The sequence below is a fragment of the Trichocoleus desertorum AS-A10 genome, assembly GCF_039962155.1.
Classification (GTDB): Bacteria; Cyanobacteriota; Cyanobacteriia; order FACHB-46; family FACHB-46; genus Trichocoleus.
Genome location: NZ_JAMPKN010000071.1, coordinates 1 through 12,067, shown reverse-complemented (window position 1 = coordinate 12,067; position 12,067 = coordinate 1). Strand labels below are relative to the sequence as shown.

11 protein-coding genes and 1 pseudogene are annotated in these 12,067 nt (G+C 47.4%); 8 read left to right on the top strand and 4 right to left on the bottom strand.

What is annotated here, in order from left to right; translation table 11 throughout:
• The coding region (locus tag NDA01_RS29455) for a response regulator (RefSeq protein ID WP_348230814.1) at positions 1-222 on the top strand (222 nt) is incomplete at its 5' end.
• A 191-nt stretch (positions 223-413) separates the two neighbouring features.
• On the opposite strand, the gene NDA01_RS32140 is transcribed toward NDA01_RS29455, so the two are convergent.
• A protein-coding gene (locus NDA01_RS32140) for an IS1 family transposase (protein WP_431193574.1) occupies positions 414-1,143 on the bottom strand; the annotation gives its coding sequence in 2 pieces (ribosomal slippage) (positions 414-884 and positions 886-1,143; 729 coding nt in all).
• A gap of 782 nt (positions 1,144-1,925) precedes the next feature.
• Between NDA01_RS32140 and NDA01_RS29440 the strand changes: the two genes are divergently transcribed.
• Genes NDA01_RS29440 through NDA01_RS29430 form a run of 3 tightly spaced genes read left to right on the top strand, consistent with a single transcriptional unit; the run spans position 1,926 to position 5,183 of the window.
• On the top strand, positions 1,926-3,464 hold the full coding sequence (locus tag NDA01_RS29440) for a mannitol dehydrogenase family protein (protein WP_348230811.1): 1,539 nt from the start codon (positions 1,926-1,928) through the stop codon (positions 3,462-3,464).
• A complete protein-coding gene (locus NDA01_RS29435) occupies positions 3,442-4,185 on the top strand; it encodes an HAD family hydrolase (protein WP_348230810.1) in 744 nt (247 codons plus the stop codon). Before NDA01_RS29440 ends, NDA01_RS29435 begins: the two co-directional genes overlap by 23 nt.
• A gap of 20 nt (positions 4,186-4,205) precedes the next feature.
• On the top strand, positions 4,206-5,183 hold the full coding sequence (locus tag NDA01_RS29430; RefSeq protein WP_348230809.1) for an ROK family protein: 978 nt from the start codon (positions 4,206-4,208) through the stop codon (positions 5,181-5,183).
• Here the strand turns inward: NDA01_RS29430 and NDA01_RS29425 are convergent.
• Together NDA01_RS29425 and NDA01_RS29420 are read right to left on the bottom strand one after the other, a co-directional pair.
• Positions 5,154-6,668 carry a mannitol dehydrogenase family protein gene (locus NDA01_RS29425; protein WP_348230808.1) on the bottom strand — a complete coding sequence of 505 codons (1,515 nt, stop codon included), beginning with the start codon at positions 6,666-6,668 and terminating at the stop codon, positions 5,154-5,156. The genes NDA01_RS29430 and NDA01_RS29425 overlap by 30 nt on opposite strands.
• Entirely contained in the window at positions 6,658-6,852 is a 195-nt protein-coding gene (locus tag NDA01_RS29420) for a hypothetical protein (protein ID WP_348230807.1), read from the bottom strand. The genes NDA01_RS29425 and NDA01_RS29420 overlap by 11 nt, the downstream gene beginning before the upstream one ends.
• A gap of 401 nt (positions 6,853-7,253) precedes the next feature.
• Between NDA01_RS29420 and NDA01_RS29415 the strand changes: the two genes are divergently transcribed.
• Together NDA01_RS29415 and NDA01_RS29410 are read left to right on the top strand one after the other, a co-directional pair.
• Positions 7,254-8,879, top strand: a complete 1,626-nt coding sequence (locus NDA01_RS29415; protein ID WP_348230806.1) for a glycosyltransferase — start codon at positions 7,254-7,256, stop codon at positions 8,877-8,879.
• A gap of 445 nt (positions 8,880-9,324) precedes the next feature.
• Positions 9,325-9,426: pseudogene (locus NDA01_RS29410) on the top strand (IS1 family transposase); the annotation flags it as partial.
• Between the two features lie 76 nt (positions 9,427-9,502).
• On the opposite strand, the gene NDA01_RS29405 reads toward NDA01_RS29410, so the two are convergent.
• Positions 9,503-10,423: an AraC family transcriptional regulator gene (locus NDA01_RS29405; RefSeq protein ID WP_348230805.1), complete on the bottom strand. Its 921-nt coding sequence runs from the start codon at positions 10,421-10,423 to the stop codon at positions 9,503-9,505.
• Between the two features lie 431 nt (positions 10,424-10,854).
• Here NDA01_RS29405 and NDA01_RS29400 point away from each other — a divergent pair, with 431 nt between their 5' ends.
• Both NDA01_RS29400 and NDA01_RS29395 read left to right on the top strand, forming a co-directional pair.
• Entirely contained in the window at positions 10,855-11,589 is a 735-nt protein-coding gene (locus NDA01_RS29400; protein ID WP_348230804.1) for an SDR family oxidoreductase, read from the top strand.
• A gap of 42 nt (positions 11,590-11,631) precedes the next feature.
• Positions 11,632-11,859 (top strand): hypothetical protein, encoded by a 228-nt coding sequence (locus NDA01_RS29395; protein ID WP_348230803.1) that lies wholly within the window; start codon positions 11,632-11,634, stop codon positions 11,857-11,859.
• The last annotated feature ends 208 nt before the right edge of the window (positions 11,860-12,067 follow it).

The following is a 12,067-nucleotide window of genomic DNA, read 5'->3' as shown; positions in this document are numbered from 1 at the left end:
GATATTGGCATGGCAGAAATGGATGGCTACACACTCATGCAACAGATTCGCTCGCGTCCTCCGACTCAAGGCGGTACGGTCCCAGCGATCGCCCTGACGGCTTATGCTGCAGACATTGACCGAAAAAGAGCCATGCAAGCTGGTTTTCAGACGCACCTGACAAAACCGTTAGAGATAGAACGATTCGTGAGCGAGATCATCAACCTGCTCAAACCAAACTGAGTTTAGAAGGCTCTAAGGTAGCGAACATACCACTGGCTTATGTAGTATGAATCATGTGTGATCCACTGGTTCCATTGAGAGACGTGTGCTTCTCCCTCACTTTGACATCACCCGTTCAGCCCCTAATCAGTGCGATCGCTCGGTAATGTTCTAGACATGTGGAGCGAGGGTTAGATGGATAATCCAAACTCCTAGCGATTGATGAACAGTCCAATGACTACATCATGCAACCAGATGGACTTGGAGAAGCAAATGGTTTTGCGAGCCAGCCGTTTTATTCTGGTACGTAAGGTGAGATGCTTGTGCTCAATTGTCTGAGTATTGGCTTTACCTACAGTGTGAAAAGCAGGATGGAGCAATCGTTGATAAGCGCCCCAATCATCCGTGTAAGACTGGGTGATGCCAAAGGCTTCTAACAGGGCTTTGAGTTGCACAAATGCTGTGTCTTTATGGTCTGACAACACATATGCCAATACTTCTCCTGTGTCGTGGTCGATGGCATGCCACAGCCAACGCTGTTGCCCTTTGGATTGAACAAAGCTCCACATCTCGTCGACTTCTGCTTCAACCTCTTGCCACTGAGCCAACTGTACAATCGTCTGATTGGGTTCCATCTCGGCTAAACGAGCTTCATTCATCGCACTCAAGTAGCGATGTTTTTTTTAACGACTCAATGACAGTAGTTGGGCTAATGTTGAGCATTCGTGCAGTATCGCGTATCCCGCTGCCATTGAGTGCCATTTCCCCAATCTGTTGTTTGACTTCTAGCAGATAGCCTCGGTAGGTATAACTGCGAATAAAGGTGCTGCGCTGGCAATCCTGATTGCGACATTTGTAGCGAGGTTTCCCGGCACTAGAGCGACCGTGCCTCACGATATCAGTGCTGCCACAATCTGGACAAAGAACTGGCTCCAAAACCATAGCTCAATTCAGGAAACATCACTGGTTTTATTCTTCCTCATTTCCACACGTCTAGAACATTACCCCTCTCTTAGGTTAAGGATAAAGTCGAGTTCAGAGAAAAGCCTCTGACAGCGAAAGTTTGCCTCATATTAGATTGTTAGGAAAGTTAGTATAGCCAAATACGTTAAATAATTTCTGGATTTCACCAGAGATGGATAGCAAGGATTCATCTAAGGATGGATAGCAGAAGCTGGTGCTCGTAAATAGCATGTAAGGGCAAATTGAGCGGTTGAGGAACTGCAAATATCGATTACCAGAAATTCATTTAATACAACCATTTAAAGTCTCCGAAGAGAATAGAAAAGTGTGCATTAAGATATTCAAAAACAGATCTGGTAACTGAATTAAAAGAGTAGGTCAAGAATTTGCGAGATTTCATGATTCTGTCTGTGTAGCTTTGCTCAAATTGCTTTAATCGGTATCCTGGCTTTCATCCTTAATTCATTCGTAATCCTTGTTTTTAATAGGCCACAATTTGTCATTGCCATTTTGTAGAACCTGGATAGGAAGGCAATGCGGTCGCTTTTAACCATTTCAATGAGCTAAGTTTTCTCAAAGATTCAATCGTTGAGAGTAGAGTTTTTGCTGCTCTGTAGCAGAATTTTGGATCTCGATAAGCCAGAGGCTTACGAACAAAACGTTTCCCATTTTCCTACACCGTCAGCTTGTGGCGGAGTAGTTAGTTTGTCACGTCTACAACACTTTTTATCCCTCCTACACCTTTCACATCTAGGAATGTTATGACTAGCTACACTTCGCCACTGACTCGTTCGGTGTTACCCCAAACAGAATCCCAAAGCTCAGTGATAGCTCCCCTCGGCACCATAACTGATTTGTGGAAGCAACAGTCTCCCTACAATCGAAAGGCCCTTAAGACAGGAATCGTCCATTTCGGACCGGGTCGTTTTTTTAGAGGACACCTTGCCCGTATCATCCATCACTACCTCGCACAGAAGAGATTTCAAGACCAGCGATGGGGTATTTGTGGCGTTAGCCTGAGGAGCCGACGCACCATGATGGCATTGGAACCGCAGAACTTTCTCTACAGCTTGATCGAGCGGCATCACTCTGATGAAAATCATGAGTCAGCGGAACTCATCGGTTCAATTAACGAGATTGTTGATGGCACCCAAGAACAAGAATATGTGCTTGATTTGATGACCTCTCCGGCTGTGCATCTCGTAACGCTGACGGTGACTCAAGCAGGTTACTGTCTAGATAAAGATTTTAATCTCGATACTGCCAATGAAACGATCGCACGTGATCTTGGCAATCCTTTCACTCCTACGACTGCGATTGGCTTTATTGTCGAGGCTCTCCGTCGCCGCCGCGATCGAGGCATGGCTCCGTTTACCACTCTCTCTTGCGACAACCTACCAAGAAATGGAGAGATTATGCAAAGAGCCGTCCTCACCTATGCTGAGCAGGTTGATCCGCAGCTTGCCGCCTACATTAGAAATCAGGCGACATTTCCTAACACAGTTGTAGACAGGATTGTGCCTCAAGAAGACGAATCTGACTATGACTATCCTTGCCGACTATTGCAAGTTCGCGATCGCTCCCCCATCGTCACAGAACCGTTTTGGCAGTTTGTCGTGGAAGACAACTTCAGCGGCGATCGACCCTCCTGGGAAGATACGGGCGTGATTATGACGAACGACATCACTCCCTTTCTATACATGAAGTCGAGATTCCTGAATGCAGTGCACTCCTTCGTTGCTTGCTTAGCAGTCAGAGCGGGGATTGAGTATGTGCATGAGACGGTCAGGCTACCAGAATTTCACTTGTTTACTCAACTACTCATGGACGACATTGCCGCAGCAACGCCTGTGCCTCGTTCCATGTGTGAAGAATACAGGTCACAGGTGTTAGTCAGGCTGAGTAACGAAGCAATGCCCGATACGATTGAGCGAGTTTCGGCAGAAACCTCCAGAAAATTAGGCAAATATATTGTGCCGATTCTTCAAGATGCCTACCGTCAGAATGTCAACATAAAGCGGCTAATTCTTCCGGTTGCAGCCTGGATGCTTGCCGTCAGAGAGAGCGCGATCGAGGCAGGCCTGCCCTATCATGCCAAAGATAAGCCGAACGTTCTGGCAACCACTCAATCGGGTGCAGCGCTCAGCCAGATCACTGGATTAGAGAGTTGCAAATGCACAGAGGTCATTGATCGGGAATGCAATCAAGCGTTGCGAGATCTTCGGGCTCATGGGCTATCCACTACCCTGAAATATTACAGTGAGGAGATGCTTCAAAATGAATTTGCTTCAGCCGCCTAAGGTGATCCTGTTTGACCATGATGGAACAGTGGTTGATAGCGAAACCATTGCCCTCAAAAGCGCATGGAAGCTAACGACTGAGATTGCTTCTGAGTTTCCTGGTGCCCAGCTCTATGATCTAACTGAGTTTGTTAAACGCTTCGCTGGGAAACCTTATGAAGAAATATTGGTGCAGCTCTATGCAGATTCGTCCACTGCGTTGAGTGAGGCAGATATTGAGCGACTCGTCACCGAGGAAGAAAATCGAGCGATCGCGCAACTTAATGTAGAAGCGAGAGCCACTGAAGGCACACCAGCAGTCTTGGCTGATCTAGGCGATCGCGGGCTGGAGTTTGCCCTCGTCAGTAACAGTAGCCTCCGACGGTTGAGTGCTTGTCTAACTGCCTCTGAATTGACTGGCTATTTCCCTGACGATCGCACCTTTAGCGCCCATGACTCTCTCCCAGTTCGGCGACCCAAACCCCTGCCAGACATTTATTTGCACGCAGCCAAGTGTCTCAATGCTGACATTTTGGGTTGTGTAGCGGTGGAAGATTCGCTCAGCGGAGTCAAATCTGCGGTTGCAGCTGGAATTCCCCAGGTCGTCGGCTATGTCGGTGGAACGCATATCAGTGAGAGCGAACGTAGCAGTCGTGCTTCTGCACTTCAAGCAGCGGGTGCTCAACAGATTATTGAGCAAATGCCTGATTTGATCCCGTTACTGGCAGAGGCAGCAGGATAAGCGATCGGAGATCAACAATCATGTCTACGCTTGAGTCTACGGCTCCCTTACTCTTGGCACTCGATTTTGGCGGCACAAAGCATGCAGCAGCTCTATTAAAAGCGGGTGAGAAACAGTGGCTCGCTCACCGACGGACGCTTTCACCTCCAGGTGCGAACGCTCAAACTGATTTAGAAGTGATGCGATCGCTGATTCACGAGCTGCTGCAAGATGCCCAACCCACAGCGATTGGTGTCAGTTTTGGCGGTCCCGTTGATGCCTCTACAGGAGGGGTACGGCTCTCGCATCACGTGCCAGGTTGGGAGAACATCCCTTTAGCCTCCTTGCTATCCAAAGAATTTGGTGCTGCCGCCAGCGTGGACAATGACGCCAACGTAGCCGCCCTGGGTGAGTATCGCTTTGGAGCAGGGCAAGGCTATGACAGTTTAATGTACATCACGATCAGTACAGGCGTTGGCGGCGGCTGGATTTTGAACGGCTATCCCTGGCGAGGTGCAGAAGGAATGGCGGGGGAAATTGGTCATACTGTGATCGATCCAAACGGTCCACTTTGCCTGTGTGGTAAGCGGGGATGTCTGGAGCGGCTCACTTCAGGTCCCTATATGGCTCAACAGGTTCGAGAAACCTTGCAGCATTCTCCTGATCGAGGGCAGGGGATACGAGATTTAGTGGGCAATGACCTGGAAGCAGTTACAGCTCAGATCATTAGTCAAGCAGCCACTCAAGGCGATGAACTTGCCAGAGAAACGCTGGAAACGGCGGGATGGGCCTTGGGAGTCGGCATTGGCAACACGGCGAACTTAATCAATCCCCAGCGATTTGTGCTAGGGGGTGGTGTGACCAAAGCAGGTGAACACTTTTGGGAACCTGTACACCGCGTTGCCAGAGAGACTGCCTTACCAGAGGTGAACTTTGAAGTTGTGCCCGCTGCCCTAGGAGATGAAGCACCTTTGTGGGGTGCAGTGGCCCTAGCGAGCGACTTGGTTGCTCGGAGCTAACTCAACCAATGTTGCTCTGGAGCCAAGCTTATATAGTTTCCCTAAAGCATCGGTCACTGCCTCGACGAAACGGGGTTCCTGTGGCAGATCTTCTCCAAAAATCTCAGACAGGCTGAGTAAGGGTCTGGGATCTAATCCACCGATGCGAGTTTGTTGCTTGAGCAGGTCTGCTAAGGGGTCATTAATGGCGATCGCGTCACCTTGGTCATCCTGACCACCGAGATAGCGACACCAGGCAGCAACCGCCAAGCTCAGGTACTCGATCTTCCCACCCCGCCGTAACTGGTCGCGCAGTGATCCGAGAATAAATTTTGGCAGTTTGGCTGAACCATTGAGACAGAGGCGCGGCAGTTGGTCCTGAATTTTAGGATTGGCAAATCGGGCAACGAGCGTTTTCTTGTAGTCGCCCAGATCAATGCCAGGTACAGGCTGTAGTACCGATGTCACCTCTTCCATCAAGTTGATCACCGCTTGCCGGAAAACAGGATCAGCCATGACTTCATGGACGTAATCATAGCCTGCTAGTAATCCGAGATAGCCAATCAGGACGTGGCTGGCATTCAACAAGCGAATTTTAATCAGTTCATAAGGATGAACATCGCTGGTCATTTGGACGCCAACCATTTCCCAATCGGGTCTGCCAGCACTGAAGGAATCTTCAATCACCCATTGGATAAATGACTCTGCCACAACTGGAGCATCATCATCAATCCCAAACTGTTCCGTGACCATCCTTCTGTCTAATTCAGTCGTCACTGGCGTAATGCGATCGACCATACTGTTTGGAAATGCCACGTTTTCAGCAATCCAACGTCCTAAGGCAGGATTGCGCAGTTCGGCAAAAGCCGACAGCATATTCCGTGTGATTGTGCCGTTGCCTTGCAAGTTGTCGCACGACAACACGGTAAAGGGGGGTAGCCCTTGTTGACGGCGGCGCTCCAAGGCAGCACTCAAAAAGCCAAAGGTGCCGATCGGCGCTTCAGGATGGTGCAGATCATGCTGAATTGTCGGATGGTCCACATCGAAGTTGCCGCTGCCCTCAATGTAGTAGTACCCCGCTTCGGTAATCGTCAGCGTGACGATGCAGCACTCCGGTGCTGCCAGTGCTGCAATTACCGCTTGACGGTGATCAGGTGCAAATAAGTATTGATTGATCGAGCCGATGATCTGAGCTGAATCACCAGCAGGGTCTCGCTCTACTAGGGTATATAAACAATCTTGTGTTTGGAACGCATCGCGCAGTCGCTGATCTTGTTCCATTAATCCAACCCCACAGATGCCCCAACGGCGATCGCGCGTCTGCTGAAAATAACGATCAAGGTAGACCGCTTGGTGCGCCCGATGAAATCCACCCACTCCAATATGCACAATTCCATTGGTGAGTTGATGGCGATCGTATTGAGGGACACGCACGTTATTAACAAAGCGAGACAGAGAGGCTTCATTCAGCCTGATGGCAGGGACGATGTTAATTCTACTGTTCATGAAGTGCTAAGAAGTGAAGAGAGCCTAAAACCGAGAACCGCAAGTCCTTGAATGCCCTTAGCTTTGTAGAACCGTCTTTTCCTAAATTTTCTCCAGCGGGTGTATGAACAACAGGCTGAGCAGCACGCGCTAAGTTGCGATCGCGATACTCTAATCTGAGTTTTCCCACCTCTGCCTTAGACATTGCTTATGGCAAATATCATTCTTTAAAGGGTATTCAGCATTACAAGCTTCAGCATCATTAGCCTAATTACAGGCCGTCAAATCTTCTACACAAAACTTGTTAAGTATAGAAAATCAATCGAGGGGTTGATTCTATGTTAATGCTCGTTCGATACCTTAAGTCAGGGTATTAAGAACCTTAGACAAGTATTTGTACTCAAATCTTGAAATGCTTAATCTAGACGCTACAAGCTTTTAGCTACCTTATCGCTCTGTCCCTCAAGTGATGCACTTTCCAAAGTAATATGCACTCTATTGAGCAGAGAAAATTAGGTAGCAAAAATTGCAGCAACAAAGCAGCCTCAGCCAGGTTGCTCTGCCTATCAAAAAAGTGATTTGACAAAGAAAGTAGGTAAATACTCCATGACCGTAGTAGGTGGAATCAAGCTTCCGAAATTAGCCGACGTCTCTGATTTATACCTCCAGTGTAATGAAACTGTCTCGATAGAATATTCAGAAGGTGACCAACCAGAAAACAACAGAAAAGTCGTGCTGCGTCGGGGAGGTGTTGTATCTTCAAACTCTTATTTCAATTCATTTTATGAAAGCTTTTATGTTAAATATACAACGCTTCGTTCTGTCTACTATCGGCTGAAGCTTGAAGGTGATTTCAAAATTTCTGTATATAGGGAAGTTAGCGGCAGCAGCGAAAAAGAGGCAATTTCTGAAGAGAGTTTTGAACAATGTCGATCCTCAAATCCAGTAGAAATTTCACCCATCACTCTTCTGCAAGACAGCAATGCAGGCAGAATCTACGTTGAAATAATGTGCCTAAGCGAACAGGGAATCTTTGAAGGTGGTTGGATAGCAACGGATGAGCCTAAAGCCAGAGAAATCTCGTTAGGAATTGTTATTTGCACCTTTAAGAAAGAAGATTACGTCAAGAATACATTAGCTGCTATCTTGCAAGATGAACTGTTGCAAGATCAGGAGTTTAAAGTATTTGTTGTTGATAACGGTAGAACGTTAGACAAAAATAACTTTAAACAATCAAGACTAAAACTGATTCCCAACATCAATGCGGGCGGAAGTGGCGGTTTTACCAGGGGGTTAGTTGAAGCTTTAGAGGAAAACGTTTACTCTCATTTTCTGTTGATGGATGATGATATTGAGTTGGAAAGCGAATGTATTTATAGACTATTTGCTTTACACGAATATGCAAAGAGCGATTTTGCTGTCGCTGGTGGCTTGTTGAACCTGCATAAAAAGCATGTTTTGTACGAAGCAGGAGCAACTTATAACGAAGACTCTAAAACCAGAGGATTTGCACCGGGCTCATTAACTGCTCTTAATCATAATATTGATTTACGAAACGCTGATTCTCTCAACAATTTGCTAATCGAAGCAGATGCAGACTATGGAGGATTTTGGTTTTTCTCTTTCTCTAAAAAGTTAGTTGAGAAAATCAAGTTGCCACTGCCGCTCTTTATCAAAATAGATGATATCGAGTTTTGTCTCAGAATCAAAAATTTGGTGGGTAGCCCCATTGTCACGTTTCCCACGATCGCCGTGTGGCATCAACCTGCCTCTGCAAAGAATTTGAATTGGGAAACCTATTATTATGCTCGCAATGACTTAATTACCTACGCCATTCATTTCGCACCTGAATATAGTCATACAGTCAGCCATTTCACAAAAGCAATTATTCATTCTGTAGACAGCTCAGATTACGATCGCGCCCAAATGCTGATCAAAGCGTTTGAAGACTATCTCAAGGGGCCAGATTTTATCAAAAATTCTGAGCCAGAACTCTTGCATCTTAGTATCCTGAAGCTGAGTCGCAGTTATGAGAGTCAAAGTGAGGTTGACCAATTAGCTGGGACTCAGCTTTTGGTTAGATGGTTTGAAGTTGCTGCTAAATCTGGAGCGGAATGGTCATCTGTCACTAGAGACTGGAAGGGCGCTGCCAAAGAGATGACATCTACCCTATTTTGGCAGCAATATCTGGGCTTAAAGGAGCCTGCATACCCAAGTGCTGCCCGTCATTAATGAGCCTGTCGAACTCACAACTACTGTCGTTTGACACGGTAGGCTTTTATGCCCTTCTTGTAAAGCGGCGCTCATCGATGACGTACTGAGCCATCAAGGACTATGGAAAAAGGAGTATAAATTAACGAGGCTGAAACAACCTTAAATCAGGGTCGGAGTTGTGAGTCAAAGCCCTATCAAAAAAGGACCCTTTTTTGATACCCTGGCGGCACACGAATGGGGCGATCGCCCTAAATCTTAATTGCGGGGGACGCAATAACTCAACGATGGAATGAGGGTTGCAGGCTCTAGAAACACCCAAGATTACGCTTGTAGTACGGGTGTTTTTGGATTTTTTAGGCCAAAATTAGTCCAGCTCGTTGTAGTACAGGTAGATTGAGCCTGTTTCAAACTTTTCTATAAATGGATGAAAGGGGAGTAGGCAAGGCAGCGATCGCTCTCTTAGTTTGTTACAGATGGCTGGAGGGTCTATCCCAGGTTCATTGAGGTAGGGGACCAGACCCTCAGCAAAACCTCTATGACTCGGGGGGAGGGAGAGAACACTCGCTGCTCCACTCTTTGAGATATCGAATGGTACCGCTGCCAGCTTAGCTTCGTTCATTACCGTTTCAGCAACGCCATGTTTAGGTGATGCGTAAACGTTCAATGTCCTTAATCGGCGGCGCACCAAACAGGCGAGAATATTCACGGCTGAACTGTGAAGGGCTTTCATAACCAACCTGATAGGCAGCGTTGGTTGCATCAGCATTCTCGGCAAGCATCAGCCGACGTGCTTCCAATAGCCTCAACTGTTTTTGATATTGCAGCGGGCTCATGGAGGTAACTTGCTTGAAGTGGCGGTGAAACGATGCCGGAGACATATTTGCTTGCGCGGCGAGCTCCTCAACCCGCAGCGACTGGGTGAAATCAGCTTTGATTCGTTTAATTACCTCAGCCACGCGCTGCATATTGCTGCCAGATGTAGCAATTTGGCGGACGGCTTCACCCTGTTCACCTGTTAAAAGGCGGTAGTAGATCTCGCGAATCATCATCGGTGCCAGGAATGGAATATCCTGTGGCGTGTCTAAAAGCTGTGTGAGCCTGATAGCACAATTAATCAACGGTGCATCAGCATCGCTAATGAACAAGCCTCTCACTGAGTTTTCTTTTCTATCTGGGCCAAGTTGGGTATGGGCAATAATATCGCAGAGTTGGACTGGGTCTAAGTTCAGCTTGAATCCCAAATACGGCTTGTCTGGTGTCGCTTCCACCACAAATCCACTGAGCGGCAAATCCACTGAGACCACTAGATATTGAGCTACGCCATACTGATAAGCTTCCTCACCTAGCAACGCTTCCTTTCTGCCCTGAACAACGATACCGAGAACTGGTTCAGCCACACCACACATCGCGGTAGAGACAACAGATTCCCGCATAAATTCCAAGTGAGGGATAGTGGTTTTGTGGATACCATCCCCCTTAACATTGGTGTGCCGAGTCACTAATGCTGCCAGTTCTTGACACGCATTCTTGGCTTGATTGGGCTTCAGTATTTCAATCACCATGCTGGCTTCCTGGTTGATTCAGCCGTGCTCATGCGCTCATTATAGAGAGTATTCTCACTTAGCAAAATTTACTTGAGAGGATTAGGCAATGACATGCGAGGTTTGTGTATTTAGCGCTAATCTCCTTGAGCCTATGATGAGCCCAGTCGAGAAAGTGGTGAAAGGATAAGGCAATGACACCAGACATGATAGAAATCGCTTGAATAACCGGAGCGAGCCGAGGGTTGGGTAAAATACCGCTTTGTCGCTTGCCCAAAAGGGACTAATGTCATTGTGACGTATCGGGCAACGGAGCAGAAGCCGAAGATATTGTCGCTGCAACCGCAGCTTTACTAGCTAAAGACAACTGCTGGGTGAATGCTCAGAGAATTGAAGCCTTTGGCGGCATGTTTCTTTAATTCACACTAATCGAAACAAACAGAAACTACACCATGATGAACGTAGAGAACAAAGTCATTGCGATCACCGGAGCCAGTAGCGGCATTGGGGAAGCTAGTGCTAAATTGCTGGCTGAGAACGGTGCAAAGGTGGTTCTAGGGGCGCGGCGCACCGAAAAGTTAGAAAAGATTGTCGAAGAGATCCGTAAACAAGGTGGCACAGCGGAGTTCAAAGCGCTAGATGTCACCGATCGCGAAGATGTGAAAGCATTCATTCACTTCGCCAAAGACAAATTTGGTCGTGTCGATGTGATCTTTAACAATGCAGGCGTCATGCCCCTATCGCCGATGAATGCCTTGAAGGTCGAGGAATGGGACCACATGATTAACGTGAACATCCACGGTGTATTGAATGGCATTGCGGCGGGGCTGCCCATCATGGAAGCACAAGGTGGTGGACAATTCATCAATACTGCGTCCATTGCGGCCCATGCGGTAGCGCCCACTGCTGCAGTCTATTGCGCGACCAAATATGCAGTTTGGGCCCTCTCTGAGGGACTGCGGCAGGAGTCAAACAATATCCGCGTCACCACCATATCCCCCGGCGTGGTTGAGACGGAACTCGGCTCTGATATTACAGATGATGCATCCAAAGGTTTTTTGCAAGAACTCCGCAAAACAGCGTTAACTTCAGATGCGATTGCCAGAGCGGTCTTGTATGCGGTGTCCCAGCCAGATGATGTCGATGTGAACGAAGTGATCGTGCGTCCGATTCGCCAAATGATGTAAGCATTAGATGACATCATAAAAACCACAACTAGTCATCACTCCATGAATCACTTCATCTTTTGGGCACTTGGGTTTGGCACCTTATGGGTTGGTCTGAAGCTATTTGACGATGAGGTGATTCTGATTGTCTCTATTTTTGTTGGTTTAGGTTTCATCCTGGCTGGGCTGATTGCGGCTCCGCTGCCACTGCAAATTCCGATTGAAATTGCATCAGTGCTCGTCTTGTTCAATGTTTGTATGCAGTGTATTCAACGGGGCGATCGCTCTTAAAGCGCGCTCTACAACCTATAGCTGAAGAGTGCTTTATTATTTCCATGAGAGGGCTGCAAATCCTTTACTCCAGTTCAAGCTGGCAAATATTTGGTCGGATACTGTTGGTAAACCTTGACTGGGATCACCTCGGCTATTTTAAGAGCAATCTCCCCAGTTTTCAGAGGTGAATTGCCATGTCCCTCTCATTTGAGCCCATTTCTCCGGT

What these genes read in the sequence shown, in the direction of transcription:
- NDA01_RS29425 (WP_348230808.1), bottom strand. Translation starts at nt 6,668, where the DNA reads ATGAACAGTAGAATTAACATCGTCCCTGCCATCAGGCTGAATGAAGCC.
- NDA01_RS29395 (WP_348230803.1), top strand. Translation starts at nt 11,632, where the DNA reads ATGAATCACTTCATCTTTTGGGCACTTGGGTTTGGCACCTTATGGGTT.
- NDA01_RS29430 (WP_348230809.1), top strand. Translation starts at nt 4,206, where the DNA reads ATGTCTACGCTTGAGTCTACGGCTCCCTTACTCTTGGCACTCGATTTT.
- NDA01_RS29435 (WP_348230810.1), top strand. Translation starts at nt 3,442, where the DNA reads ATGAATTTGCTTCAGCCGCCTAAGGTGATCCTGTTTGACCATGATGGA.
- NDA01_RS29405 (WP_348230805.1), bottom strand. Translation starts at nt 10,423, where the DNA reads ATGGTGATTGAAATACTGAAGCCCAATCAAGCCAAGAATGCGTGTCAA.
- NDA01_RS29420 (WP_348230807.1), bottom strand. Translation starts at nt 6,852, where the DNA reads ATGTCTAAGGCAGAGGTGGGAAAACTCAGATTAGAGTATCGCGATCGC.
- NDA01_RS29415 (WP_348230806.1), top strand. Translation starts at nt 7,254, where the DNA reads ATGACCGTAGTAGGTGGAATCAAGCTTCCGAAATTAGCCGACGTCTCT.
- NDA01_RS29400 (WP_348230804.1), top strand. Translation starts at nt 10,855, where the DNA reads ATGATGAACGTAGAGAACAAAGTCATTGCGATCACCGGAGCCAGTAGC.
- NDA01_RS29440 (WP_348230811.1), top strand. Translation starts at nt 1,926, where the DNA reads ATGACTAGCTACACTTCGCCACTGACTCGTTCGGTGTTACCCCAAACA.